Source organism: Kitasatospora sp. NPDC042419 (assembly GCF_056437345.1).
In genome coordinates this window covers 39018-64752 of record NZ_JBWKAW010000040.1, presented here as the reverse complement: position 1 = coordinate 64752, position 25735 = coordinate 39018, and the positions used below count along the sequence as shown (strand labels likewise).

The following is a 25735-nucleotide window of genomic DNA, read 5'->3' as shown; positions in this document are numbered from 1 at the left end:
GCCAGAAATTCGATGAGGACATCGCGTTCGCCCCGCCGACGCCAGCCCCACTCACCGCAGCTGCTTGACCCGATAGCTGCATGGGGTGTCTTGTCGCCGCCCAGGCGGTCAGGGCGGGTGCGCGGACGGCCGCTGCGGCAGTTCACCCTCGCGAACTCCAACCACCCGAACCACCCGGTCCAGACCCGCGCACCGCACGCCTACCTGCGGTGGCGCAACGCCAACGCCCGCCACCCCGAAGTCCTGGCCACCCAGCGCCGTGAGCGCGCCCGGCTCCGAAGCGAGAAGGGTATTCGCTGGGGAGGCCGGCCGCTCCGAACCGCGGCATGACACAGCGGGAAGTCCGTGCGGTCAGAGCACCGATGATTCGAGCAACGCATCGAACATGTCAAGGAGTTCGGCGGTGTCGATGGGAACGATCTCCATCTGCAGGTGACACACGTCGTCGTCACCGTTGGGAGTCGGATACACGAAGAAGGCGAACCCGTCCTCGACGGGTTCGGCGCTCAGCCTCAGCGGGTTGTTCCGGCCGGGAGTCACCGCCGCCGAGAATCGAGAGCCCGACGGGGCGCGCAAATGGGAGAGCGTCCGTGCGGCGAAGTCCGCAACCTCCTCCCTGGTGAGGTAGGCGGTGAAGTCGGCTGACAGTGATGAGCCCCAGTCGGCACCAACCCGCCAGCTGTCCTCGCCGGTGTGAACCAGCTCCAGCCACGAACCGTCGCCACCGAGGCGTATCTGCGGCATCAGCACCCACGTTCGGCGCCGGGCGGCGGCGGGCCCGCCGGTGTGCCGGAGCTGGGGGAACCAGCTCACGGACGGCACCGTCACCGCACCCGGCACGCCCCATCGGCCGCCGTCCCGGGGACCGCTGCCACGGGGACGACCGGGCGGGGCGGCCGCTCCCCGCGGCGGGCCGGGTGTCAGACGCCCGCCGCCTCGGGCCGCGGCGCCCGGTCGTCCGCCGGGTCCGTCGCCCGCTGCTCGCGCCGGGCCCGGCGGACGGCCGCCGGAGCCGCCATACCGGCCAGTGCGAACAGCGCTCCCACCACGTACCAGCCGGGGCGGCCCCAGGTGATGCAGAGTGCGATGAGCAGTCCCGGCCCGAGGGCCTCCGCCAGGCCGGCGCCCAGGCCGAACACGCCCAGGTACTGGCCGGTGGCGTGCTGCGGGGCGAGGGCGAAGGAGACCTCGAACCCTCCGGCGGAGTGCCACAGTTCGCCGACCGTGTGCACCGCCACCGCCGTCAGGAGCAGCGCCACCGCGGCCGCGACCGGCACGCCCGCGGAGAGCGAGACCAGCGAGCAGGAGACCAGGAACGCCGCCCCGGCCCGGCGGTAGGCGCGTGCGCCGGCCTCAGGGTTGTCGATGCTGCGGCTCGCCCGCACCTGGAGCACCACGACGAGGACGGTGTTGCCGAGCATGGTGCCCGACACCATCCAGTGCGGGGCGGAGGTGTCCGCGACCAGCCACAGCGGGATTGCCACCGTGAGCACCTTGAACTGGACGGCCATGATGCCGTCGAGCACGGTGAGCAGCAGGTAGGGCCGGTCGCGCAGGGCGATCCAGCGCGGGCCCCGGAGGGCGGGGGCCGGCGTGACCGGCGGCAGGAACAGCAGGATCGCCGCCGAGGCCGCGAAGGCGACCGCGTTGCCGAGGACGAGCAGCTGGTAGGCGGTCACCGTGCCCACCTGCACCGTCCAGCCGGCCAGCAGGGCGCCGAGCGAGATGCCGACGTTGGTCACGGCGCGGAGGTAGGCGCGGAACTCCTGCGGCCGGTCCCCGCCGTGGTGCCGGATGAGCGGGCTGCGTGCGGCCAGTCCGGCCGCTTTGGCCCCGGTGGCCGTGCACACGGCGAGCACGAACGGCCAGAAGCCGTCGGCCAGGACGAAGGCGGCCGTCGCCAGTGCCTGGACGACCAGGGTCGTCGCGTAGACGCCGCGCGCCCCGCACCGGTCCGCGAGGTGGCCGACCCCGATGCCCATGGCCAGCGAGACGAAGCCGGCGATGCCGAGCCCGAGCCCGACCTGTCCCGCCGGCAGGTGCACGGCCTGGGTGAAGTACAGCACTCCGGCGGTCAGGAAGAGGCCGCTGCCGACGGTGTAGACGAAGTTCGAGGCGGCGATGACGCGTCGAGGTCCCGCGTCCGGTAACAGCTGGGGCATGGCGGTGCTCCGCTCGCAGGCATCGGTAAGGACCGGGCCAGCTTGTTGCACGTTACTCGCAAGTGCAATAGTCGTACAGCCGATCCGGTCCTTACACCCGGGGGGCGGCGCCCCGCTCCGGTCCTCACGCCCGCGGGCGGCACCCCGCCCGGGCCCGGGCCTCAGTACGGCAGGTAGTAGCTCAGGAAGTCGGCCGTGAGCGGCGGGAAGAGCACCGGGAACAGCTCCTCGTCCGTCCCGTAGACGTCCGGGCGGATCCGGGCCAGTCCGTCGATGCCGTGCGGCCCGAACAGCAGGGCCGGCAGCTGGTCGGGCGCCACCCCCGCGCCGCCCACCACACCGGGACCCTGCATCGGCCCACCGGTGACGACCTCGCCGAGGCCGTCCGCGAGGACCGGGATCCGGTAGTGGGCACCGAAGGTGGAGAGCACGATGTCCTTGCCGACGCGCTCGACCCCGGACGCGGCGAGGCGCTCCCGGAGCAGCGGGCGCAGCCGGTCGAGCAGTGCCGCGACGTCCGGGATCCGGACGTAGTACTGCTCCGCCGTCCTGCGCGGCTCGTGGTCGAGGAACTCCTGCCAGGCGTCCGCGGTCACGGTGCCGGGCCGGTGGACGACCCGCAGCCCGCCGCCGGGCACCTCGGCGGCGACGCCCCGGAGCAGTTCCCGCGCCGCCGCGTCGTCCGCGGCGGCGGCCTCGGCCAGGAGCACCCGCTCGCCGGGGGGAGTGACCCGCCCGACGGCGACGACGGACCCGGCGCGTTCGAGGACCCGCAGGCTGCTCGCCTCGTGCTCCAGCAGCCACCGCCAGCGCGCCCGCGGATGCGGGACGGCCACGTCGAACCGGGCCTGCGCCGCGTCCTGCAGGGCCGTCATGGCCGGGACGTCGGCCGGTCCGGCGGCGCGGAGCAGCGGTGCGCCGGTTCCCGGCGGCGGGGTGCGCAGGGCGAGCGCCTGCGGTATGTCGATGGCGTACTCGTAGCCGAACAGCCGGTAGAAGTAGGGGATCCCGATCATCACCTGGACGACGTGGCCCCGGGCGGCGGAGCGCTCGTGCGCCCACCGCATGAGTGCGCGCACCAGGCCCCGGCCCTCGTACGCGGAGTCGGTGGCGACCAGTTCGACCTGGCCGGCGGGCAGCCGGACGCCGCCGACGCGCACCTCCTCGTCGAGCAGCGTCGCGGTGGAGACCACCCGGTCCCCGTCGACGACCACCGCGCAGGCCGGGTACCCGGCGTCGGGGTCGCCGACCACCAGGCGGTGGTCGAGCGCGTCGCCCGGTTCGCCGCGGTCGGTGAGGAGCGCGCCGATCTGTTCCAGATCTGCGGGCCCCGCCTCCCGAAGGACGAGGCCGTCGGCCAGCGGTACGGACACGGAGGAGCCAGGGATCTCGGTCACGACCGGACTATGGCACCGGCCGGCCCGCCGCGTCCATCGGGTTTCCGGGGCCGCTCCGGCGCGGCGCGGGCGCGGCCGCCGTCACCCGAACGCCGCACGGCGGGGCGGGCCGCCATCCCACCGGACCCCCTCCGATGGCCGACCGGGGCCGCGGGGGCTTGCATGGAGGGACCGAGCCCCACGGATCCGGGAGGGTGCCATGTACGAGATGTGGGCCGAGCACGATCCGGCGGTGGACCCGCCGGCCCTGGTCTGGCATGTGGTGGCGAAGGAGGACGCCTCGAAGTCGCTCTGCGGCCGGTTCCTGGAACCGGGTCAGCGGGTCGTCCCGGGCGGCTCCGACGGGCAGGCCGTCCTGCCGGACAGCTACTGCGACCCCTGCCTCGTCACCGTGCGGGAGAGCATGGCGGCGAGCTCCCACTGAGCGCGCCCGGCTGACGGGCGGGCAGGGCGGCCGGTCGGCAGGCCCGCCGGCAGGCCTGCCGGTGGGCTCCCTGCCCGCCCTGCCCACCCGTCAGCGGGCCGCGGACTCCACCGCGTTCCACCGCGATTCATCGTGTTCCACCGCGTTCCGGCATGTTCCGTCAGGTCAGGAAGCCCGCGGGCCGCCGTCGTCCGGGAGCCCGCGCCGTGGCCCCGGCCGGCACCGGGCGGCGCGACCGGCGCCGTCGGGGAACTCCCCGGCCCCGCCCCGGCTGCAGGCCCGCCCGGGTGCCGGCGCGCCTCCCACCGGGGCGGGCCTGCGGCCGGGCGCCGCACCGCCCCGAGCCGGCGGCGGCGCGGCCTCCGGGTCGCCGCCGCGCGCCGCCGCACGGGCGGCGGCCGGGGCCTGGCGCTGCGGCCGCTCCACGGTCCCGGCGGGGGGCTGTCCGCCTGCGTTCGCACGGCGATCCGTCCCTGGCTATTGACTCGGATTCCAACAGTGGCGATTCTCGTCACACCGAGTACGCGGGACATGACAGTCGATCCGGCGGGGTTCTCGCGCTCCGAGCGGACGGCCCTTCGACCGCGTCGTCCGCTCGTCCGGAACTGAGTGGTGACCATGACCCGACTCCCCCACGCCCGGCCAAGAATCGTCACCCTGCTGATCGCGCTCCTCGCCCTCGCCGCCGCGATGCTCGCCTCGCCCGCCCCCGGGGCGGCGAGCGGGGCCGGCTGGTGGGACCCCGTCTCCCGCCCGACACCCGATTCCCGGATCGACGTCACCGGCGAGCCCTTCCGGGGCACCGACGCCCAGGGCAAGGTCCGCGGATTCGTCGACGCCCACGACCACCTGATGGCCAACGAGGCCTTCGGCGGCCGCCTCATCTGCGGCCGGTCCTTCTCGGAGGCCGGCGTCGCGGACGCCCTCAAGGACTGTCCCGAGCACTACCCCGACGGATCGCTCGCCATCTTCGACTTCCTCACCAACGGCGGCGACGGCCGCCACGACCCGAACGGCTGGCCGACCTTCGCCGACTGGCCGGCCCACGACTCGCTGACGCACCAGCAGAACTACTACGCCTGGGTCGAACGCGCGTGGCGCGGCGGCCAGCGGGTCCTCGTCAACGACCTCGTCACCAACGGGGTGATCTGCTCGGTCTACTTCTTCAAGGACCGCAGCTGCGACGAGATGACCTCCATCCGGCTCCAGGCGCAGAAGACCTACGACCTCCAGGCCTACGTCGACCGGATGTACGGCGGGCCGGGCAAGGGCTGGTTCCGGATCGTCACCGACAGCGCGCAGGCCCGCGAGGTGGTCCGCCAGGGCAAACTGGCCGTCGTCCTCGGCGTGGAGACCTCCGAGCCGTTCGGCTGCAAGCAGATCCTGGACGTCGCCCAGTGCAGCCGCGACGACATCGACCGCGGTCTGGACGAGCTGCACCGGCTCGGCGTGCGCAGCATGTTCCTCTGCCACAAGTTCGACAACGCGCTGTGCGGGGTGCGCTTCGACGAGGGCGGCCTCGGGGCGGCGGTCAACGCCGGCCAGTTCCTGTCGACCGGCACCTTCTGGCAGACCGAGCGGTGCGCCGGTCCGCAGCACGACAACCCGATCGGCCTCGCGCCGACGCCGGCCGCCGTCCAGCAGCAGCTGCCCCCGGGGGTGGCGGTCCCCTCGTACGCCGGGGACGCCCAGTGCAACACCCGCGGCCTGACCGAGCTCGGCGAGTACGCCGTGCGCGGTCTGATGAAACGCAAGATGATGCTGGAGATCGACCACATGGGCGTCAAGGCGGCCGGCCGCGCCTTCGACATCCTGGAGTCGCAGTCGTACCCGGGCGTCATCTCCTCGCACAGCTGGATGGACCTCGACTGGACCGAGCGGGTCTACCGGCTCGGCGGCTTCGTCGCCCAGTACATGCACGGCGCCGAGGCGTTCAGCGCGGAGGCGAAGCGCACCGACGCGCTGCGCGACAAGTACCGCGTCGGATACGGCTACGGCACCGACATGAACGGCGTCGGCGGCTGGCCCGGCCCGCGCGGTGCCGACACCGCCAACCCGGTGCGCTACCCGTTCCGCAGCGCGGACGGCGGCTCCCTGATCGACCGGCAGACCACCGGCAGCCGCACCTGGGACCTCAACACCGACGGCGCCGCGCACTACGGCCTCGTCCCGGACTGGCTGGAGGACATCCGGCTGGTCGGCGGCCAGGACGTGGTGGACGACCTCTTCCGGGGTGCGGAGTCCTACCTCACCACCTGGGGTGCGGCCGAGCAGCACCGGGCCTCGGTGAACCTGGCCGCGGGCGTGCCCGCCGCCGCCAGCTCCTCCGAGTGGAACCCGTTCACCAGCTACGCGCCCGGCCGGGCCGTGGACGGCAGCACGGCCACCCGCTGGGCGAGCGACTGGAGCGACGACCAGTGGCTGCGAATCGACCTCGGCGCCACCGCCCTGGTCGGACGGGTCACCCTGGACTGGGAGCGCGCGTACGGCCGGGCCTACCGCATCGAGGTGTCCGCCGACGGCGCGGACTGGCAGCCGGTGTGGTCCACCGCCGGCGGCGACGGCGGGCTGGACACGGCACGATTCGCGGGTGTCCCGGCCCGCTACGTCCGCGTCCACGGCCTGCAGCGCGGTACCTCCTGGGGGTACTCGCTGCACGAGGTGGGCGTCTACAGCACCTGACGGCCCCGGTCACGGTCACCCTCCGGCGTCCGGCGCGCCGCCGGAGAGTGGCCGTGCCGTGCCGCCCGGGAGGCCGCGGCCGGCCCCGCCGCGGTGCGCCGGGCGGGCGGCGCGGCCCGCCGCGGGAGTGCACGGTGTAGTCGGACGGCCACGTGTCGTAGGTCTCATCGGCGCCCCGGACAGGTTCGTTCCCGTCCCGATGTGGTGGGATGTGCCCCGTCACCAGGTGATGGCCACTGACGGGGGTGCGCGTTGAGGAGTGGACGACTGTTCGGGCTCGGGCCGGACACGGGTGCGGCGGAGCTCGCCGCCGCGGGGCTGATCCGGCTGGCGGCGGAGGAGCAGCGGGAGCGAAGGGGCGGCGCGGCCGGCACCCGGTCCTGGCTGTGGCAGGTGCGGGCGGCGTCGTTCGCGGACAGCTGGCTGGCCTTCGCCGACCCGGCGGCCCCCGGTCTGCGGGTGCCGGCGGAAGCGGTCCTGCGGTCGGTCGTGCGGCGGGCCGCGGAGCTGGTCCTGCGGGCCCACCAGGGCGACGGTCCGGCGGCGCTGGAGCGGCTGGGCCTGGAGTCGGCCGAGGCCCGTGAGCGGGCCCGGCGGGACGACGCCTCCCATCCGGCCGAGCCCGACGCCTTCGCGCTGGTCTGGCACGGCGTCCAGGCGGCGGCCGTCGGCATCGGGCCCGGCGCGGAGGACGACGCGGAGGACGGCGCGGAGGACGACGCGGAGGACGGCGCGGCGGGCCGCGAGGACGTCCACGGCACGCGGATGGCGGAGCGGTTCGAGGCGTACGTCCGCGAGCACCACCGCCGCCAGGACACCCTCGCGCTCACCCTGGCCTGCGCCCGGATCGCCGCGACCGCGCTGACGGAGCTCAGCGACGGCGACGCGGGCCGGACCGCCGCCCTCCTCGACGAGCACACGGCCCGGCACCTGCGGCCCACCGGCCCCGCTCCGCTCTGGGTACCGGGCCGCCCCGGCCAGCTCACCGGCTGAACCGGTCGGGCCGGTCGGGCCGGTCGGGCCGGTCGACGGTGGGCGCGGCGGGCCGATCGCACGGTCCCGCGGCCACCCGCCGCGGGCCGCCCGCCGTGACGCGCCAGGAGTGACGCGCCGGCAGTGGAGCGCCCGTCGGGCAGCTGCCCGGGAGCAACCGTCCCGGCGCCGCCCGCCCTGCGGCGCCCCACCCGACGCCGCCCCGCCCTGCGGCGCCCGTCACCCGCCGGCGCCGGGCACCCCGTCGAGGAGGCGCGCCAGGGCGTCGTCGCGGAGCACGTACCGGACGACCCGGCCCTCCTTCACCGAGTCGACGGCCCCGTGCGCTCGCAGCAGGCGCAGGTTCTGCGAGACGGCGGTCGCGCTCACGCCGCAGGCGAGGGCGAGGTCGGAGACCGGGATCGGTCCGGCCGCGCGCAGGGCCACCAGGAGGGCGAGCCGCCCCGGTTCGGCCAGCAGCGAGTACCGGGCGGCCGCCCGCCGCAGCCCGTCCCGGTCGGCCACGGCCGCGGCCGCCGCGCGTGCCGCGGCGTCGTCGATCGCCCGTCCCACCCCGCCCCCCAGTGTCGTACGCATGCCGCCACGTTGCGTTATTGCAACATATGCGCAACTGCGCAGCCTTGTCGAGAAGAGCGGGCTGCCCCTACGGTGGTCCCCGCCGTGGTGTTCGGGAAGACCGGTGACGCCCCCTCGGGGCCAGTCCGGAGCGGCCCTCGCCACTGTGAACGGGGAGTGTCCCTGCCGGGTCCGCGCACGCGGGCAGTCACCGGTGCCGCGCGGCGCCGGGAAGACGAGACAGGGGCACGCTCGGCCCTGCCCGGACGCGGACGGGGCCGTCCACCCAGAGCCAGGAGACCGGCCACGGCGTGCACGACTCCCCCGACCTCACCCGGGGGTGCCCCCCATCGAGGAGCTGGAGAGGCTGCCCACCCATGTCCCTGACCAATGAGTCCCCCGGAACGACACTCCCCCTGCCGCCCCGCTGGCAGCGGCGGGACACCGTCCGCACCGCGATCCTGCTCGGCGTCATCGCCGCCATGCACGTCGTCGCCTTCGGCACGCTGTTCCTGCTGGTCGCGCCCAACGACTACACCGTCGGCACCCAGGTCTTCGGCGTCGGACTCGGCGTCACCGCCTACACCCTCGGCATGCGGCACGCCTTCGACGCCGACCACATCGCCGCCATCGACAACACCACCCGCAAGCTGATGGCGGACGGGCAGCGCCCGATCTCCGTCGGCTTCTGGTTCGCGCTCGGCCACTCCAGCATCGTCATGGCGATGGCCGCCCTGGTCGCCGGGGGCGCCCGGTTCGCGGGCACGCTGGTCGACGAGGAGTCCAGCGTGCACGGCGCGCTCGGCGTGATCGGCACCAGCGTCTCCGGCACCTTCCTCTACCTGATCGCCGCCCTCAACCTGTTCGCGCTGGCCGGCATCTACAAGGTCTACAAGGCCATGCGGGCCGGGCAGTTCGACGAGCGGCAGCTGGAGAAGCACCTCGACGAGCGCGGCTTCATGAACCGCGTCCTCGGCCGCCTCACCAAGTCCATCACCCGCCCGGGCCAGATGTACCCGCTCGGTGTGCTCTTCGGCCTCGGCTTCGACACCGCGACCGAGGTCGCCCTGATGGTGATGGCCGGCTCCGGCGCCGCCTCGGGCCTGCCCTGGTACGCCATCCTCTGCCTGCCGCTGCTCTTCGCCTGCGGCATGAGCCTGTTCGACACCCTCGACGGCACCTTCATGAACTTCGCCTACCACTGGGCGTTCTCCAACCCGGTGCGCAAGGTCTACTACAACCTCACCATCACCGGCCTGTCCATCGCCGTCGCCTTCCTGATCGGCACCATCGAGCTGGTGAGCGTCCTGCACGAGAAGCTCGACCTCACCGACCCGGTCAGTACCTGGATCGCCGAGATCAGCCTCGACAACGTCGGCTACGTCATCGTCGGACTGTTCGTCGTCGTCTGGGCCTGCGCGCTCGGCTACTGGCGCATCAGCAACGTCGAACAGCGCTGGGCCGCCCGGGTCGAGAAGACCGGCTGACCCGAGCGCTCCGAACGGCCGCCGCGCCCCCGGGCCGCCACCGCACGGTGGCCCGGGGGCGCGGCGCTGCCGCCCGGCGGTCCGTCAGGAACCGCCCGGACGGGCGTCGGCGCGGACGGGGTAGGGCACGAAGGTGCTGGCGTGCTCGTCGACGACGAGGGGCCGACCGATCGGCGGGGCGGAGCGCTGGGCGCAGGCCGGGCGCTCGCAGACCTTGCAGCCGAGGCCGATCGGGGTCGCGGCCGCCTGGTCCGCGAGGTCCAGCCCCGCCGAGTACACCAGCCGGTGGGCGTGGCGCAGTTCGCAGCCGAGGCCGATGGCGAAGGTCTTGCCGGGACGCCCCCAGCCGCCGGGCGAGCGGGTGAGCGCGCGGGCCGTCCACAGGTGGCGCTGCCCGTCCGGCATGGCGGCGACCTGGACGTGGACGCGGCCGGGCGAGGCGAAGGCCTCGTAGACGTTCCACAGCGGGCAGGTGCCGCCGGTCCGGGAGAAGTGGAAGCCGGTGGCGGACTGCCGCTTGGAGACGTTGCCGGCCCGGTCGACCCGGACGAAGGAGAACGGCACTCCGCGCAGCCGGGGCCGCTGCAGGGTGCTGAGCCGGTGGCAGACCGTCTCGTAGCCGACCCCGAAGTGGTCCGCGAGGTGCTCGATGTCGTAGCGGGCGGACTCGGCCTCGGCGTGGAAGGCCGGGTACGGCAGCACGAGCGCGGCGGCGAAGTAGTTGGCCAGGCCGATCCGGGTCAGCGACCACGCGGTGGAGTCCACCGGGCTGTCCTGGGCGGCGAGTTCGGAGAGCAGCGCGTCGTGCTCCAGGTAACCGAGCTGGGTGGCCATCCGGAAGGCCTGCTGGCCCGGGCGCAGCCGGTCGGACAGCCGCAGCACCCGGGCCCGCGGGTCGTACGCGTGGAGGCGTTCGCCCCCGGCGTCCGGGCGCTCTCCCCCGACGGCCACGCGGACGCCGTGCCGGTCGGCCAGCCGCTCGGCCAGCGCGGACCTGACGCCGCCCCGGCGCAGTCCGACGGCCGCGGCCAGCGCCTCGGCGGCGGTGTCGAGTTCGTCGACGTAGTTGCGGCGGCGGTAGAAGAACTCGCGGACCTCCTCGTGCGGGGTGCGCACGGAGTCCAGGGCGCGGCCGCGGTCCCCGGCGAGGACGGCGAGCTGCTCGGCGGTGTCCCGGCGGCTGCGGCCGAGGTCGGTCAGGACCCGGGCGACGGCGGGCAGCCGGGTTGCGAGGTCGTCGAGGTCGCCGGGGGTGAGGCGGCCGGCGGCGATCTCCTCGCCGAGGGCCTCGCGCAGTTCGGCGGTGAGCCGGGCGGTGTCGGGCGGGGCGAAGTAGCCGGCGTCGACGCCGAAGGCCTCGGTGAGCCTGAGCAGCACCGGGACGGTGAGCGGGCGGGCGTCGTGCTCCAGCTGGTTGAGGTAGCTGGGCGAGAGGTCGAGCAGCCGGGCCAGTGCGGCCTGGCTGAGGCCGCGCTCCTCCCGCAGGCGGCGCAGCCGCGCGCCGGCGAAGGTCCTTGCCATCGAGCCGTCTCCCGTCGCCGCCGTCCCGCCGGGTGTCGCGCGCGGTGCGCCCCCGGGTGCCCCGCGAGGTCGCCGCCGGGTGCCCCGCAGCATAGCCCGGGAGATCCGGCCGCACCCTTCGCAACCTTCGCCGATCGGCGCCGGGTGATTCGCAGAAGTTGGCAGCCGTCCACCGGTGACGGACACCCGCCGGGCCTGCCAGAGTCGGTCCTGCGGCCGGACGGCGCGTCACAACAGCGCCCCCACCAGGTGGTTTCTGCCCGGCGGTGGGGCCGAGGGCGACCACGTCCCGGCAGTTCCGCTGCCCGCCCCGGCGCCCCCGGCCGCACCTCACCTCGCCAGGTGAGCCCGCTCACACCCTTCGCAACGAGCACCCCCGGGAGCGGATCATGACCCAGTCGGTTCGGCAGCAGCAGGAGCAGCAGGCGGCGGAGCTGGCCGCCCGGTGGGCGTCCGACCCGCGGTGGTCCGGCGTCGAGCGCAGCTACCCGGCGGCGGACGTGGTGCGGCTGTCCGGGACGGTACGGGAGGAGCACACGCTGGCCCGGCGCGGAGCCGAGCGGCTCTGGCGCCAACTGCACGAGCAGGACTACGTCCACGCGCTGGGCGCGCTGACCGGCGGCCAGGCCGTGCAGATGGTGAAGGCCGGCCTGCAGGCGATCTACCTGTCGGGCTGGCAGGTCGCCGCCGACGCCAACCAGGCCGGGCAGACCTACCCGGACCAGAGCCTCTACCCCGCCAACTCGGTGCCGCAGGTGGTGCGCCGGATCAACAACGCGCTGCTGCGGGCCGACGGGATCGACGCCGCCGAGGGCAACGACGGCCCGGACTGGCTGGTGCCGATCGTCGCCGACGCCGAGGCCGGGTTCGGCGGCCCGCTGAACGCCTTCGAACTCACCAAGGGCATGATCGCGGCCGGCGCGGCGGGCATCCACTACGAGGACCAGCTCGCCTCCGAGAAGAAGTGCGGCCACCTCGGCGGCAAGGTGCTCGTCCCCACCGCCCAGCACGTCCGCACCCTCAACTCCGCCCGCCTGGCAGCCGACATCGCCGACGTGCCGACCGTGATCGTGGCCCGCACCGACGCGCTCGCCGCCAACCTGCTGACCACCGACGTCGACGAGCGCGACGCCCGGTTCTGCACCGGAGAACGCACCGCCGAGGGCTTCTACCGGGTCGAGCCGGGCATGGCCCCGGTGATCTCGCGCGGTCTGGCCTTCGCCCCGTACGCCGACCTGCTCTGGGTGGAGACCGGCACCCCGGACCTGGCCCAGGCCCGGGAGTTCGCCGAGGCCGTCAAGGCCGAGTACCCGGACAAGATGCTCGCCTACAACTGCTCGCCGTCCTTCAACTGGAAGGCGGCCCTGGACGACGACCGGATCGCCAAGTTCCAGCGCGAGCTGGGCGCGATGGGCTACCGGTTCCAGTTCATCACCCTGGCCGGCTTCCACGCGCTCAACCACTCGATGTTCCAGCTCGCCCGCGGCTACGCCGAGCACGGCATGACCGCCTACGTCGACCTCCAGGAGGCCGAGTTCGCCGCCGTGCCGGACGGCTACACCGCGGTGAAGCACCAACGCGAGGTCGGCACCGGCTACTTCGACCTGGTCTCCACCGCCCTCAACCCCGACGCCGCGACCCTCGCCCTGACCGGCTCCACCGAGGCCGAGCAGTTCCACTGAGCCGCCCCCGGCGGCCGGCACCACCGGAGCCAGGGGAGCTCCCCGGCCGCCGCCCACCCCGCCCGGGGCCTCGTCGAGGGACGAGGCCCCGGGCCCCGCCCGCCTGCTTCCTGGAGAACCGGATGACCCTGACCAGCCGGCACCTGACCAGCCGAGACCTCAGCAATCGGATCGAGATCCTCGGCGCGCACGAGCCGCGGTTCGACGAGATCCTCACCCCCGAGGCCCTGGCCTTCCTGGCCCGCCTCGACGAGGCGTTCGCGGACCGCCGCGCCGACCTGCTCGCCGAGCGCGGACGCCGCGCCGCCGCCCTCGCCGCGGGCGGCACCCTGGACTTCCTCCCGCACACCCGCGCCGTGCGCGAGGACCCCACCTGGCGGGTCGCCGGCGCCGGGCCCGGGCTGCACGACCGCCGGGTGGAGATCACCGGCCCGCCCGAGCGCCGGATGACCGTCAACGCGCTCAACTCCGGTGCCAGGGTGTGGCTCGCCGACTTCGAGGACGCCACCTCGCCCACCTGGCACAACATCGTCTCCGGCCAGCTGAACCTGCTCGACGCGACCGAGCGCCGGATCGACGAGACCACGCCGGACGGCCGCCGGTACCGGGTCGGCGACACGCCCGCCACCGTCGTGGTCCGCCCGCGCGGCTGGCACCTCGACGAGCACCACCTGCGGATCGACGGCCGCCCGCTGCCCGCCGCGCTGGTCGACTTCGGTCTCTACCTCTTCCACTGCGGCAGGCGCCGGACCGAGGCCGGCAGCGGCCCCTACTTCTACCTGCCCAAGCTGGAGAACCACCTCGAAGCACGGCTCTGGAACGACGTCTTCACCTTCGCCCAGGCCGAGTTGGGGATCCCGCACGGCACCGTGCGGGCCACCGTCCTGATCGAGACGATCACCGCCGCGTTCGAGATGGACGAGATCCTCTACGAGCTGCGCGAGCACGCGGCCGGGCTCAACGCCGGCCGCTGGGACTACCTGTTCAGCCTGATCAAGAACTTCGCCCGGCACGGCCCGAGGTTCGTCCTGCCCGACCGCGCCAACCTCACGATGACGCAGCCCTTCATGCGCGCCTACACCGACCTGCTGGTCCGCACCTGCCACCGGCGGGGCGCGCACGCCATCGGCGGGATGGCCGCCGCGGTCCCGCAGCGCGACCCCGGGGCCAACGAGGTCGCCCTCACCAAGGTCCGCATCGACAAGGAACGCGAGGCCCACGACGGCTTCGACGGCTCCTGGGTCGCCCACCCCGCCCTGGTCGCCACCTGCCGCACCGCGTTCGACGCCGTCCTCGGTGACCGGCCCCACCAGCTGGACCGCACCCACGAGGACGTCGAGGTCACCGCCGCCGACCTGCTCGCCGTCCAGCGCCTCTCCACCGGCCTGCCGACCGAACGGGGGCTGCGCTCCAACGTCGCCGTCGCGCTGCGCTACCTCACCGCCTGGCTCGGCGGCACCGGCGCCGTCGCCGTCTTCGGTCTGATGGAGGACGTCGCCACCGCCGAGATCGCCCGCTGCCAGCTCTGGCAGTGGCAGCACCACTGCTCCCGGCTCACCGGCGGCTCGCTCGCCACCCCCGGCATGGTCCGGCGGCTCATCGACGCCGAGCGGGCCGCCCTGCTCGGCGAGGGCGCCGACCCGGTCCTGATCGACGACGCGGTGCGGATCCTGGAGGAGACCGCCCTCGGCGCGGAGCTGCCCGCCTTCCTCACCACCGACGCCTACGCCCGCCACCTGGTCCGCACGGCCGCGCCGTCGGCCCGCTAGAGAGGCCCACCCCATGAACGAGATCCGCCGGGTCGCCGTCGTCGGCGCCGGCCAGATGGGCTCCGGCATCGCCGAGGTCTTCGCGCGCGCCGGGCTCGACACCGTCGTCTGCGAGCGGGGGCCGGACGCGCTGCGCGCCGCCCGCGCCCGGATCGACCGCTCCCTGCACCACGCCGTGGACCGCGGCCGGCTGAGCACCACCGGGCGCGAGGACGCCTGGGCCCACCTGCTGTTCGCCGACGACCCGGAGGCGCTGGCCGACCGTCAACTGGTCGTCGAGGCCGTGGTGGAGGACGAGGCGGTGAAGACGGACGTGCTGGCCACCCTGGACAAGGTGCTCGCCGACGAACAGGCCGTCCTCGCCACCAACACCTCCGCCATCCCCGTCACCCGGCTCGGCATCGCCACCGGCCGCGCCTCGCACGTCCTCGGCCTGCACTTCTTCAACCCCGCGCCGGTGATGCCGCTGGTGGAGCTGGTCTCCTCGCTGCACACCGACCACACGGTCCTCAACCGGGTCGAGGGCTTCGTCCGGGACACCCTCGGCAAGCAGGTCGTCCGCTCGCGCGACCGCGCCGGCTTCGTCGTCAACGCCCTCCTCGTCCCCTACCTGCTGTCGGCGATCCGGATGGCCGAGGCCGGCCACGCCACCGCGGCCGACATCGACTCCGGCATGGTGCACGGCTGCGCCCACCCGATGGGCCCGCTCCGGCTCGCCGACCTCATCGGCCTGGACACCGTGCAGGCCATCGCCGAGTCGCTGTACGCCGAGTACAAGGAACCGCTGTACGCGCCCCCGCCGCTGCTCGCCCGGATGGTCGAGGCCGGACTGCTCGGCCGCAAGGCCGGACGCGGCTTCTACCCCTACCGGGACCGCTGAACCCGCCGGTCCCGACCCGGCGTCCCCTCCCCGGCGTGCACGGTCCGGCATGCCCGACCCGGCATGCCCGACCCGGCGTGCCCAACCCCGGTACACCGGTGCCCCGGCCTCCGTCGCGGAGGGCCGGGGCACCGGCACGACGGCCCGCGGGTCAGGGCGCGGTGATGCCCGGCTGGGCACCCGCCCCGAAGGACCAGCCCTCGACCTCGCCGGGGGCCGGGTTGTAGCTGCCCGCGCCCAGGTTGCTGTACGACCAGGGGCCGCCGTGCGGCGCGTGCCAGTACGACCAGTAGGCGCTGCCGGTCGGGTTGGTGCAGGTCGCCGGCAGTGCGTTGATCTTGCAGACGAAGCCCGGGAAGCGCGGGTGGAAGGCGTACGAGAACCCGGCGCCGGTCAGCGCGGCGAGGCCGCTGGCCGGGTCGCCGGGGGCGCAGCCGGTCTCGATCCCGCCGCCGAGCGCGGTGAAGTCGACGACCACGGTGACCCCGGAGGTGCCGGAGCACGCGGCGGCCCGGGCCGGCGGGGCGGCGGCGGTGGAGACGCCGAGCAGACCGGCGGTCAGGGCCGCGGCGGCGGCGACCGCGGCGAACGCGCGGCGGGACGGGCGGTGGGACGGGCGGCGGGACATCCGGGTGTCGTTCATCGCGGTGCTCCTCGCGGTCACTGGGCGGCGGCCGGGCAGGCCAGGACGGGGGCGGCCGGGCGGGCGCCCTGCGCGGACAGCCCGGCCAGGTTCGCGCCGGAGAGCCCCAGCACGGCCTGGGCGGTGGCCCGGGTGGCGGTCGCGGGGTTGAAGCCGCTCGCGTCGTAGGCGACGGCGCCGCGGACGGCCGGGGCCGCCGAGCAGCCCTGCTGGAACTTGACCAGGCTGCTCCAGCCCTTGAGCCCGGACACGATCCGGCCGTTGGAGAGCAGCGCCGAGGTCGCCAGACCGGTGCTGTTGGCGTTGGAGGCGGCCGCGCCGGCCGCGGCGAAACCGCCGTCCGTGTTCTGGTGGGCCGTCAGCCAGTCCAGGCCCGCCTTGGCCTTCGCGTGGCGGCCGGTCGCCGCCAGGGCCTGGACGGCGAGCGCGGTGGCGTCGGTGTCGCCGGTGCAGGCCGCCTGGCCGAAGGCGACCGGGAAGCCGCCGTCGGTGCACTGGGCGGCGGCCAGGAAGTCGACGGCGGCGGCGGGCGCCCCGCCGGGGGTGCGCTGGAGCGCGATCAGCGCGAGCGACTGGCCGAAGGCGTTGCTGTAGTCGCCCCACTGGGAGCGGTCCGAGAACCGGCCGGACGGGGCCTGGAGGGAGCGCAGCCGGGCCGGCAGGTCGACGCCGCCGAACGCCGCCGGGTCGGTGCCGCGCACCTCGGCGGCCAGCAGCAGCTTGGCGGTGGCGCCGGCGTAGGCCTCGGTGGTGCCGTCGCCCAGGTAGCCGGCGAGGATCTCCGGCTTCGCGAGCCAAGCGGTGGCCTTCGCGGCCGCCTGGTCGGAGCTGCGGGCGGCGGCGAAGGCGAGGACGGCGTCGATGGTCAGGCCCTGGTCGGGGTAGGCGGTGCCGTCGAAGACCGACTCGAAGTGGTCCCCGTCGACCAGCTGGCGGGCCAGCCAGCCGGCCGCGGCGGCGTCCGGGCGGAAGGTCGCGGCGGCGTCCCCGGAGGCGGGAGCGGCCGGGGCGGCGGAGGCGGCGGACGCCGGGAGCACGGCGGTCAGGACGAGGGCGGGTATCGCGAGCAGGCCGAGGGAGCGGCGGCGGAGCACGGGCATCAGAGGCCTTTCCGGGCCCGGGCACACGGATCCCCACCGGCCGCCGGCACGGCACCGGACAGCCTCGGAGCTCCGGCCCGCAGACCACGACGGGAGGAGGGAACACACCTCCGCCGACGGGTACTCGGGCTCGCCGCCGACAGCCGTCGGAGGCCTACCGTTGCGGGTCAGCGCCGGATTCGAACCGGACTTCCCCCGACGGCGGAGTCGAACAATGACGGCTCATCATGGCGTCCGCCCGGAGAGGGGTCAAGGCCTGGACCCGGGGTGACCTGGCGAACCGTCACCGGCCGCCGCGCATCCTCGACCACCGAACGGGCCGACGGACGGCTCCTCGCGGACGGCTCCCCGCGGACGGGCTCGGCACGGCCGGCGTGGCCGCGATCCACCTCGGCGCCGGACAGCGCGACGTGGTCCGACCGCTGCCGTCCCCCACCGGCCTGCTGCCGCCGCTCGCGGCCCCCACCGCGGCCGGGGCGGCTACGGCTCCATGAAGAACCAGCTCATCGGCAGCATCCTGAAGGTGGCGTCCTCCTTCGCCGAGGCCGGATTGACGCCGAGGGATTCGACGTAGAGGTGATAGTCGCGATGCCGGATCCACCGGTCGCGGAAGTTGAACGACTGGAAGGAGATCCAGCCGGCGTCCAGGTTCCCGGCCTTTCCGGCACGGACGAGGAAGGTCGAATCGTCCGAGAAGAGGTCGGGGGCCGAAGCACCGTCCCAAGCCTCAAGGTTGAGCCGGAAGTTCCGATGCCGCAGGACGTGGCCGCCCTCCTCCGGACGGACGGAGTGGAAACGGATCGTCGGTACGGTGTCGGCACCGTCGATCGCGCTACCGCGCTCCAGGCCGAAGACGAAGCGGGACTTCCTGGCCGGATCGAACGGACTCAGTTCTCCTTCGGAGTTGTGGGACTCGATGAACCTGTCCTGACGGTTGAAGGACTGAAGCACCACCGTCTCGGCCATTTCGGACCCTCCGATCAACCAACCGGTGTCGGCTCCCCGCGCTGTGCGCGGTGGTGCGGGGTGCCCCGGGCCCACCGCGAGCGACCGCCGGGCGTCAGAAGAAGTGGACCACCCTCAGCCGGAAGCGGGCCTGCACCGCGATGCCGGCGGACTCGTTCGCGAAGGTCACGTCCCGGTGCAGGGCCACGTCGGGCTGGGTGACGTCGGCACTGGAGACCGTCCCGAAGGACTCCCCCAGGGACAGCGGCGCGATGTCCTCCGCGAACAGCTCCCCGCCGAAGTCGAGGAAGTAGCCGAAGTACTTCGGCTCCGTGGGGTCGAGGTTCTCGCCGATCGACAGGGCGATCCGCATGCCCGCGTCGACGGGCGCGGACTCGCCCTCGTAGAGCCGGAGCGGGCCCTCCGGGAAGGTGAAGACGTCGTTCCGCGCCATCTCGACGGCCGTGACGGCTCCACCGGACAGCAGGACCTTGTTGTAGGTGACTCCCCGGAGCACGCCCGACACGTCCACGTAGTCGTCGGATCCGAACCCGCCGGACTCGGCGTAGAGCTCCTCCAGGACCACCTCGACGAGTTTCGCCATCGGGGACCTCCGTCCGCCTCGCTCCACCCGGCCCCGGGGGCAGGCGCCCGCCGGGGCGGAGGCTCCTCCCCAGGATCCCAGCCGTGGAGCGGCCCCGCATGCCGGGCGAGGTGCCCGTCCCGCGGGGCCGCGGTGGTGGCGGGACGGCCTGCGGCGCCCCGGCGTGGCGTCAGCGCTTGACGATCCGGTCCAGGACGTCGGCGAGGCGGGCCTTGACCGCGTCGCGGTGGTGCAGCGGCTGCGGCGCCGAATCGGCGTCCGGCCGCACGCCCCGGTCCGCGAGGACGTAGAGCAGGCGCAGCGTGCGCAGGCAGTTGGTGAGGTGGGCGGGCACCGGCACGCGGATGCGGTCGGCGCCGAAGCGGTCGGCGAGCGGATCCAGCCAGGCGGTCGCGTCGCGCTCGCCCAGGTCGTTCCGGGTGAGGACCCGCGCGACCGCCCGCGCCAGGCGGTCGTCCTCCAGCTGGTCGAAGACGTGGGCGGTGGGTGCCGTCAGCCGCGCGGCGGCGAGGTCCAGCATCCGGACCGGCGGGACCTCCGCGTGGCACCCGAAGCGGCCGAGCAGGTCGGCGCCGTGGGCGACGGCGTGGAGCCAGCCGAGCTTCTCGTCGTGGCCGCGCAGGTCGGTCTCCCGCGGGTACCAGCGCTCGAACGCGGCCACCCAGTCCGCGCGGAAGTCCCCGTTGGCCACGAGCATGTCGAGTACGAGGGGCGCGAAGGTGCGGGCCTGGACCTGCGGGTCGAGGAAGCGGGCGGCCATCTCGTCCCCGAGCGCGAGGCGGCCGGGGGCGTCGATCACGCCGCGGGCTATCCAGGTGTCGAGGACGGTGTAGGCGGCTCCGTCCCGGACCAGCGGGTCGGGGTCCGCCAGGGCGCCGGAGAGTCCCCGCACCAGTTCGCCGAGCGGGCGGTCGGTGGGCACGGCGCAGTCGGCGGCCTCGATGCTGTTCCAGTCGATCACGGCGGGCAGGATAGCGCCGTACCGCCGTACCGCGCCGGGAATTTCCGCCGCGCGGGCGGGCCGGTGAGGCAGGCCGAGACCACCTGCTCCTGCTGCGGGTCGCGGTCCGGCGTCCGGGCCGGCCCCGGGGACAGGGGGGCGCGATCCGCTGACGTTCGAGGCAGGCGTTGACGAGGGCGGTGAGGTCGGCGAGCGCGGCGCTCTCGGTGCGGGTCGGCGCCTCCAGCACCACCGGGGACGTGCAGCGCACGCCGGGGGCGCGGTCGTCGGCGACCCGCAGCTGTGGCCGCCCGGCGGGGTCGTCGGCGACGGTCGCCTCGATGCCGAGCACCGACCGCAGGCAGTCGGCCTGCTTCCGCAGGGTCTCCTCCCGGGCGCCGCGCTCGGCGGGGGTGAGCCGGAACGGGCCCACGGCCCGGGCGTCGATGCGGTCGCCGGGAGCGCCGGGCAGCATGGCGATGTCGACGGAGAGCGGGTCGATGGTGGTGACGGGCGTACGGGGCAGGGCGGTCCGGTCGACGGTGCCGCTCCGGGTGTCCGCCGGGCGCGGCCCGGTCGGCGTCGCCGCCGTGGCGGGCACGGGCGGCGGGACGGGCGAGGGCGGGGAGCCGACGGGACGGGCTCAGCCGACGGTTTCGTCGCCCGGGGGCCGGCGGCGGAGGGCGTCCTGGGAGTCGACGTACTTGAGCATCAGCCGGGCGAACTCCAGGCGCTCCCGCTCGCTCCAGTCGGCGGTGATGTACTCGAAGGCCGAGCGCTGGTGGCGGCCGAAGCGGGCCATCAGTTCGCGGCCCTCGGGGCTGAGGTGGAGGACGGTCCGCCGGCCGTCCTGCTGGGAGGCCGCGCGGACCAGGTAGCCGGCCGAGATACAGTCGGAGACCATCCGGCTGGCCACCGACGGGTCCACGGCAAGGTGCCGGGCGATCGCGCCGACGGTGACCTCGCCCGCGTCGGACCGCGGCTCCGACGCGGGCCCGGCGGCCTCCTGTTCGGCGTCCAGGACGATCCTGAGCACCAGGGTGCGGCTCAGGTCCTTCTGGGAGATCGGGTTCTCGACCTCCAGGAGCGAGGAGCGCCGCAGCTTCCCGAAGGCCGGGCCCACCGCGTCCAGCAGCTCGTCAGCCGTCTTCGGCTCGTGCTTCGTCATGCCCGCCATCGTACAGATATGGATGACTGACCGAAGAGATGTGTTGACTCGCAAATATGTGCATGGCAACATGCATATGTCTTCACGCAACGAACGGAGCAGTTCCCATGACCATCCTCGTCACCGGCGCCCGCGGCAAGGTCGGCCGCGCAGTCGTCGACCGCCTGCACTCCACCGGGCTCACCGTCCGGGCCGCCAGCGCCGACCCCGCCCGCCTCACCGTCCCGATCGGCACCGAGGTCGCCGAAGTGGCCCTCGACCGGCCCGAGACCTTCGACGCCGCACTCCGCGGCGTCCGCCAGGTCTTCCTCTACCCCCAGCCCGCCGGCATCCACGACCTGGTCAAGGCCGCCGAGGCCGCGGGCGTCGAGCACGTCGTCCTGCTCTCCTCCTCCTCGGTCCTCGGACCCGACGCCGAGCACGACCCGCTGGCGAGCCACAGCCTCCAGGTCGAGCGGGCCCTCGCCGACTCCGACCTCACCTGCACGTTCCTGCGCCCCGACGCCTTCGCCAGCAACGCGCTCGGCTGGGCGTGGCCCATCGGCCGGTCGATGCCGGTCCGGCTCGCCTACCCGGACGCCCACATCGCGCCCATCCACCCCGAGGACATCGCCGACATCGCCGCCGAGGCGCTCACCGGCACCACCCTCACCGGCCGCCCGGTCACCCTCACCGGACCCGTGTCGCTCACCTTCCGCGAGCAGCTCGCCGTCCTCGCCGACGCCCTCGGCCGGCCGGTCCCGGTCGAGCGGATCACCCGTGCCGAGGCCGAGGCGGAGATGGGCGCCCACATGCCCGCCCCGATGGTCGCCTCGCTGCTCGACCTCTGGGAGGCCGCCGACCGGCACGGTCCGGCGGTCGTCGCCGACACCACCGAGACCCTCCTCGGCCGCCCCGCCCGCACCTTCGCGCAGTGGGCCCGGGAGAACACCGCCGCCTTCGCCCGGACCTGATCCGGCGGCGGGCGGGCACCCGGGCCTGCGGGCACGCGGCCCGGCCCGGCCCGGCCCGGCCCACCACGAACCCGGATCCCCGACAAACGCAGTGCCGCGCCGCGGGCCGTGGCATCGTGTGTCGTATGTGCGGTCGCTTCGTCTCCACCACCACGCCCGTCGACCTGGTCGCCCTGCTCGGGGAGATGCGCTGGGACCCCGCCGAGGCACTGGCGCCGAACTGGAACGTGGCGCCGACCGACCCGGTGACGGCCGTGCTGGAACGGCTCGACCGGGAGACCGGGGAGCTGGTGCGACAGGTCCGGCCACTGCGGTGGGGGCTGGTGCCGTCCTGGTCGAAGGACGCGTCCGGCGGGGCGCGGATGATCAACGCGCGGTCGGAGACCGTGCACGAGAAGCCGGCCTTCCGGAAGGCGTTCGCGAAACGGCGCTGCGTGATCCCGGCGGACGGCTACTTCGAGTGGCGGCCCGTCCCGGCCGCCGACGGCCGCAAGGCGTACAAGCAGCCGTACTTCCTCACCACCGGGGAGCCGGAGCCGCTGCTGATGGCCGGCCTGTACGAGTTCTGGCGCGACCCGGCCGTACCCGAGGACGACCCGGCCGCGTGGCTGACCACCACGACCATCGTCACCAGGGACGCCACCGACAGCGCCGGCCGCGTCCACGACCGGATGCCGCTGACCATCGCCGCGGCCGACCTCGCGACCTGGCTCGACCCCGCGACCACGGACCCCGACGCCCTGCACCACCTGCTGCACACCCCGGCCGGCGGCGACCTCACGGTCCGCGCCGTCTCCACCGCGGTGAACAACGTCCGCGCCGACGGCCCGCAACTGCTGGACGAGGTACCGGACCCACTGGGCCTCGCGGGCTAGCTAGGGGTTGTCCGCGGCGACCCCGGTCGGTCGTCCGCGGCACGTGACGACGGCGGCGCGGGCGCAGCAGGCCGGAGATTCGGCGTTCGCGCGCACAGCGGCGGACGAGGCGGCGGCAGCCGGTGAGACAGGCCCGGTACGACGCCGAAGGCAAGGCCACACCGCCGGCCGGGCGGCCCGTGCGCCGCCCGGTGGCCGGGGGCGGTGGAGGCGCCGGGACGGGCGCGGGCGCAGCGGTCGGTGTCGGCCTCGTTCAGTAGGCGTATTGACGTGGGCGACCCGCCTCGTTCAGAGTTCACATGTGAACCCATCGGGAGGGGTGTGGTCGTGAAGTTCCTGGCCAGTACGTTGGTTCCCAAGAAGAGCAGGGGCCTGGGAAGCCCGCCGCTCAGCCGGACGGAGCGGTTCGCGGAGCTGATCGATCTCGCGCTGTGGGCCGAGCGGGTGGGGTACGACGCGTTCGGGGTCGGCGAGCGGCACAATCCGGAGCTGCTGTCGGCGTCACCTGCGGTGCTCCTGTCGAACATCGCCGCCCGGACGTCCCGGATCCGCCTCGTCACCACGGTCGCGGTGCTGTCGCTCACCGACCCCGTCCGCTCCGCCGAGGACTACGCCACGCTCGACCACCTCAGCGGAGGACGGCTCGACCTGATCATCGGCAAGGGCGGCGACGCGGTCGCGCCGAGCGTCTTCGGCGTCGACCCGGCCGACCTGTGGGACCGGCTGGAGGAGGGTTACGAGCTGCTGCGGCGGCTGTGGCGGGAGGAGAAGGTCACCTGGGAGGGCCGCTACCGTCCGAAGCTGACCGAGGCGTCCCTCGAACCCCGGCCGCTCCAGCAGCCGGCGCCCCGGGTGTGGCACGGTTCGGCCACCGACAAGCGCTCCACCGAACTGGCGGCGCGCTGGGGGGACCCGCTGTACTCCGCCAACGGCACGGACCGCGTCGACCACTACCTGGACCTGGTCGCCCACTACCGCGAGCGGCTCGCCTTCCACGGCCACGATCCCGACACCGCGCTGGTCGCCGTGGGCGTGCACTCCCCCGTCATCACCGACCGCTCGCAGGACGCCCTGGCGATCGCGCGGCCGATGTTCGAAGCCTCGGTGGCCGAGCACTACCGCGTCCGCGCCCGTTTCCCCTTCGAGTCCCTGGAGGACTTCCTGGAGAACGGGTCCGCGCTCGTCGGTACCGCCGAGCAGATCACCGAGAAACTCCTCGGCCTGCAGCGGAAGTTCGGCAACCAGGTGTTCGGCGTCGGGGTGGAGGGGTTCTTCTCGACCTACACGACCGACCTGGCGGTCACCCGCGGCTACCTCGAACGGTTCTTCGCCGAGGTCGCCCCCGTCCTGCGGGCCGAGATCCCCACCACCGTCTGGGAGTGATCCTCAGCCCGGCGGGTCACGGCGCACATGGGCGCGGATCTTGTCGGAGATGGTGATGAGCCGCTCCACCTCGTCCGCGGTGAGGGCGCCGATCAGCTCCTCCCGGATGTGCCGGGCGCGGTACGCCTGCGCCCGGCGGAACACCGACAGGCCGTGCGGGGTGAGGGACACCACCGTGGCGCGGGCGTCGCCGGGCACCGGCCCCCGCTCCACCAGACCGCGCTGCTCCATGCGTCCGACGTGCTGGTGGAGCCGGCTCTTTCCGAACATCAGCGCCTTCGCCAGCTCGAACGCGCGCCGCGTGTGGCCCTCGGTGTTGCCCAGCGCGTCCAGGACCTGCCAGTCCGGCTCGGACAGCCCGGTGTCCTGCTGGAGCCTGTGGGTCAGCACCTGCCACAGCTCGACGTCCATGTGGAAGAAGGCGTCCCACAGTGCGCGTTCGCGCTCTCGCTGCCGCATGGCTCCACACTGTACCGAGCCACCGGTCGGAGCGTGTCGGCAGGACCGTCTTCGCAGGTCCAGGCGTCGTGACGACGATCGCGGCGTCGAGGCCGGCACGCCGCCGGGCACTGGTGAGCGGTCCGGAACCGGCCTCGGACCGGGCCGCTCACCACCTGCTACTCCTCGCTAGGAGTCGGCCGCCCGGCCCGCCGGATGGAAGTTGATGCGTTCACGGACGACGGGGAAGCCGGCCTTGGCGAAGTTCGCCGCCATGGGGAGGTTCCCCCGGTCCGTCGCTCCGCTGACGAACTCCGCGCCCTGCTCGACGAGGAGGTGGGTGCACTCCGCGAGGAGGTCGTAGGCGTAGCCGCGACCGCGCTGTTCCGGGACGACTCCGATGAAGCCGACGGTCGGGCCGGACGGGTTGTGGGCCGGGATGTGGATGCCGGCCAGCTCGCCCTCCGGCGTGTGCGCGGTCTGCCACCACTCCCGCGGGGAGGGGCACCAGTGGAAGAAGTCGAGTTCCTCCTGGGCGGCTCGGTCGAGGCCGCCCTCCTCGACGGCCCTGAGCGCGTGGGCGTCCAGGGTGACGGAGTGGATGCGGCGCAACGCGTCGAAGAACACGCTGTCGTCGGGTTCCGCACTGAAGCGCAGGCGTCCGGGCCGCTCGGGCAGACCGCGCTCCGGGGTCCAGCGGTACAGGAAGCGTTCCACCAGGAGTTCGTACCCCGCGGCCCGTGCGGCGGCGAAGCGCGCCTCGGCACCGGCGCGCAGGTCGGCCTGCTCACGCCAGCCGCCCGGCAGGTTGATCTCGAGTTCGACCTGCCAGGGGGCGGAGCGCAGGAGTTCGGCCCCGGCCTCCTCCTCGCCCTCGGCCACGTCGAACCAGTTGATGTTGACGGGCTCCGGGTCGTCGGGGCCGCCCCACCACGCGCCGCGTGCGACGACCTCGCCGTCGCGCAGGGCGACGCGCTTCCAGTCGGGGCGGAACCGGGTACGCCGATGGCCTTCACCGGCGCCGAGGGGGTCGGGGAGTGCGTCGAAGAGATGGGCGTCGCTCGCGGAGAGCGCGCGGATGACCGGATCGGTCATGGATTCCTCCGGGAAACAGGCTGCTTGGAGCGCTCCCGG

General features: G+C 74.2%; 23 protein-coding genes, 1 pseudogene and 1 riboswitch. Of the genes and pseudogenes, 11 read left to right on the top strand and 13 right to left on the bottom strand.

What is annotated here, in order from left to right; all coding sequences use genetic code 11:
- Positions 1-129: 129 nt before the first annotated feature.
- A pseudogene (locus AC067J_RS39990) lies at positions 130-330 on the top strand (IS630 family transposase); the annotation flags it as partial.
- 21 nt (positions 331-351) lie between these two features.
- On the opposite strand, the gene AC067J_RS39985 reads toward AC067J_RS39990, so the two are convergent.
- From AC067J_RS39985 to AC067J_RS39975, 3 genes are all read right to left on the bottom strand, one after another.
- Complete coding sequence (locus AC067J_RS39985; RefSeq protein WP_478307719.1) at positions 352-813, bottom strand: hypothetical protein; 462 nt, start codon at positions 811-813, stop codon at positions 352-354.
- A 107-nt stretch (positions 814-920) separates the two neighbouring features.
- A complete protein-coding gene (locus tag AC067J_RS39980) occupies positions 921-2162 on the bottom strand; it encodes an MFS transporter (RefSeq protein ID WP_478307718.1) in 1242 nt (413 codons plus the stop codon).
- Between the two features lie 161 nt (positions 2163-2323).
- Positions 2324-3559: a GNAT family N-acetyltransferase gene (locus tag AC067J_RS39975; RefSeq protein ID WP_478307717.1), complete on the bottom strand. Its 1236-nt coding sequence runs from the start codon at positions 3557-3559 to the stop codon at positions 2324-2326.
- A gap of 199 nt (positions 3560-3758) precedes the next feature.
- Between AC067J_RS39975 and AC067J_RS39970 the strand changes: the two genes are divergently transcribed.
- The 3 genes from AC067J_RS39970 (at position 3759) to AC067J_RS39960 (ending at position 7658) form a co-directional block, all read left to right on the top strand.
- Entirely contained in the window at positions 3759-3983 is a 225-nt protein-coding gene (locus AC067J_RS39970; RefSeq protein ID WP_478307716.1) for a hypothetical protein, read from the top strand.
- Between the two features lie 618 nt (positions 3984-4601).
- Positions 4602-6665, top strand: coding sequence for a galactose-binding domain-containing protein (locus tag AC067J_RS39965; protein ID WP_478307715.1), 2064 nt, complete (start codon positions 4602-4604; stop codon positions 6663-6665).
- Positions 6666-6917: 252 nt separating this feature from the next.
- Positions 6918-7658, top strand: a complete 741-nt coding sequence (locus tag AC067J_RS39960) for a hypothetical protein (protein ID WP_478307714.1) — start codon at positions 6918-6920, stop codon at positions 7656-7658.
- Between the two features lie 219 nt (positions 7659-7877).
- On the opposite strand, the gene AC067J_RS39955 is transcribed toward AC067J_RS39960, so the two are convergent.
- Positions 7878-8234: an ArsR/SmtB family transcription factor gene (locus AC067J_RS39955; protein WP_478307713.1), complete on the bottom strand. Its 357-nt coding sequence runs from the start codon at positions 8232-8234 to the stop codon at positions 7878-7880.
- 356 nt (positions 8235-8590) lie between these two features.
- On the opposite strand from AC067J_RS39955, the gene nicT reads away from it, so the two are divergent.
- Positions 8591-9700 carry a Nickel transporter NicT gene (nicT, locus tag AC067J_RS39950; protein ID WP_478307712.1) on the top strand — a complete coding sequence of 370 codons (1110 nt, stop codon included), beginning with the start codon at positions 8591-8593 and terminating at the stop codon, positions 9698-9700.
- Positions 9701-9784: 84 nt separating this feature from the next.
- On the opposite strand, the gene AC067J_RS39945 is transcribed toward nicT, so the two are convergent.
- On the bottom strand, positions 9785-11221 hold the full coding sequence (locus AC067J_RS39945; protein ID WP_478307711.1) for a short-chain fatty acyl-CoA regulator family protein: 1437 nt from the start codon (positions 11219-11221) through the stop codon (positions 9785-9787).
- Positions 11222-11610: 389 nt separating this feature from the next.
- Between AC067J_RS39945 and aceA the strand changes: the two genes are divergently transcribed.
- The 3 genes from aceA to AC067J_RS39930 all read left to right on the top strand — a co-directional run bounded on the left by aceA (position 11611) and on the right by AC067J_RS39930 (position 15552).
- Complete coding sequence (gene aceA, locus AC067J_RS39940) at positions 11611-12903, top strand: isocitrate lyase (RefSeq protein WP_478307710.1); 1293 nt, start codon at positions 11611-11613, stop codon at positions 12901-12903.
- A gap of 143 nt (positions 12904-13046) precedes the next feature.
- Positions 13047-14672, top strand: coding sequence for a malate synthase A (gene aceB, locus AC067J_RS39935; protein ID WP_478307720.1), 1626 nt, complete (start codon positions 13047-13049; stop codon positions 14670-14672).
- 13 nt (positions 14673-14685) lie between these two features.
- Positions 14686-15552, top strand: coding sequence for a 3-hydroxybutyryl-CoA dehydrogenase (locus tag AC067J_RS39930; RefSeq protein WP_478307709.1), 867 nt, complete (start codon positions 14686-14688; stop codon positions 15550-15552).
- A gap of 151 nt (positions 15553-15703) precedes the next feature.
- Here AC067J_RS39930 and AC067J_RS39925 read toward each other — a convergent pair whose 3' ends face one another.
- From AC067J_RS39925 to AC067J_RS39900, 6 genes are all read right to left on the bottom strand, one after another.
- Positions 15704-16195, bottom strand: a complete 492-nt coding sequence (locus AC067J_RS39925) for a flagellar hook-length control protein FliK (protein WP_478307708.1) — start codon at positions 16193-16195, stop codon at positions 15704-15706.
- Positions 16196-16212: 17 nt separating this feature from the next.
- On the bottom strand, positions 16213-17295 hold the full coding sequence (locus AC067J_RS39920) for a prenyltransferase/squalene oxidase repeat-containing protein (protein ID WP_478307707.1): 1083 nt from the start codon (positions 17293-17295) through the stop codon (positions 16213-16215).
- 98 nt (positions 17296-17393) lie between these two features.
- Positions 17394-17513, bottom strand: a riboswitch (cobalamin riboswitch).
- A gap of 262 nt (positions 17514-17775) precedes the next feature.
- On the bottom strand, positions 17776-18261 hold the full coding sequence (locus AC067J_RS39915; protein ID WP_478307706.1) for an AbfB domain-containing protein: 486 nt from the start codon (positions 18259-18261) through the stop codon (positions 17776-17778).
- A gap of 94 nt (positions 18262-18355) precedes the next feature.
- Positions 18356-18844 (bottom strand): hypothetical protein, encoded by a 489-nt coding sequence (locus AC067J_RS39910; RefSeq protein ID WP_478307705.1) that lies wholly within the window; start codon positions 18842-18844, stop codon positions 18356-18358.
- Positions 18845-19013: 169 nt separating this feature from the next.
- A complete protein-coding gene (locus AC067J_RS39905) occupies positions 19014-19805 on the bottom strand; it encodes a DUF2785 domain-containing protein (RefSeq protein ID WP_478307704.1) in 792 nt (263 codons plus the stop codon).
- Positions 19806-20427: 622 nt separating this feature from the next.
- Positions 20428-20952, bottom strand: a complete 525-nt coding sequence (locus AC067J_RS39900) for a MarR family winged helix-turn-helix transcriptional regulator (protein ID WP_478307703.1) — start codon at positions 20950-20952, stop codon at positions 20428-20430.
- A gap of 107 nt (positions 20953-21059) precedes the next feature.
- On the opposite strand from AC067J_RS39900, the gene AC067J_RS39895 reads away from it, so the two are divergent.
- From AC067J_RS39895 to AC067J_RS39885, 3 genes are all read left to right on the top strand, one after another.
- Entirely contained in the window at positions 21060-21905 is an 846-nt protein-coding gene (locus AC067J_RS39895; RefSeq protein WP_478307702.1) for an NAD(P)H-binding protein, read from the top strand.
- A gap of 125 nt (positions 21906-22030) precedes the next feature.
- Positions 22031-22780: an SOS response-associated peptidase gene (locus AC067J_RS39890; protein ID WP_478307701.1), complete on the top strand. Its 750-nt coding sequence runs from the start codon at positions 22031-22033 to the stop codon at positions 22778-22780.
- Positions 22781-23107: 327 nt separating this feature from the next.
- Positions 23108-24163, top strand: coding sequence for an LLM class flavin-dependent oxidoreductase (locus AC067J_RS39885; RefSeq protein WP_478307700.1), 1056 nt, complete (start codon positions 23108-23110; stop codon positions 24161-24163).
- Positions 24164-24166: 3 nt separating this feature from the next.
- Here AC067J_RS39885 and AC067J_RS39880 read toward each other — a convergent pair whose 3' ends face one another.
- Complete coding sequence (locus tag AC067J_RS39880; RefSeq protein ID WP_478307699.1) at positions 24167-24622, bottom strand: MarR family winged helix-turn-helix transcriptional regulator; 456 nt, start codon at positions 24620-24622, stop codon at positions 24167-24169.
- 168 nt (positions 24623-24790) lie between these two features.
- Positions 24791-25696 (bottom strand): GNAT family N-acetyltransferase, encoded by a 906-nt coding sequence (locus AC067J_RS39875; RefSeq protein ID WP_478307698.1) that lies wholly within the window; start codon positions 25694-25696, stop codon positions 24791-24793.
- Positions 25697-25735 lie beyond the last annotated feature (39 nt).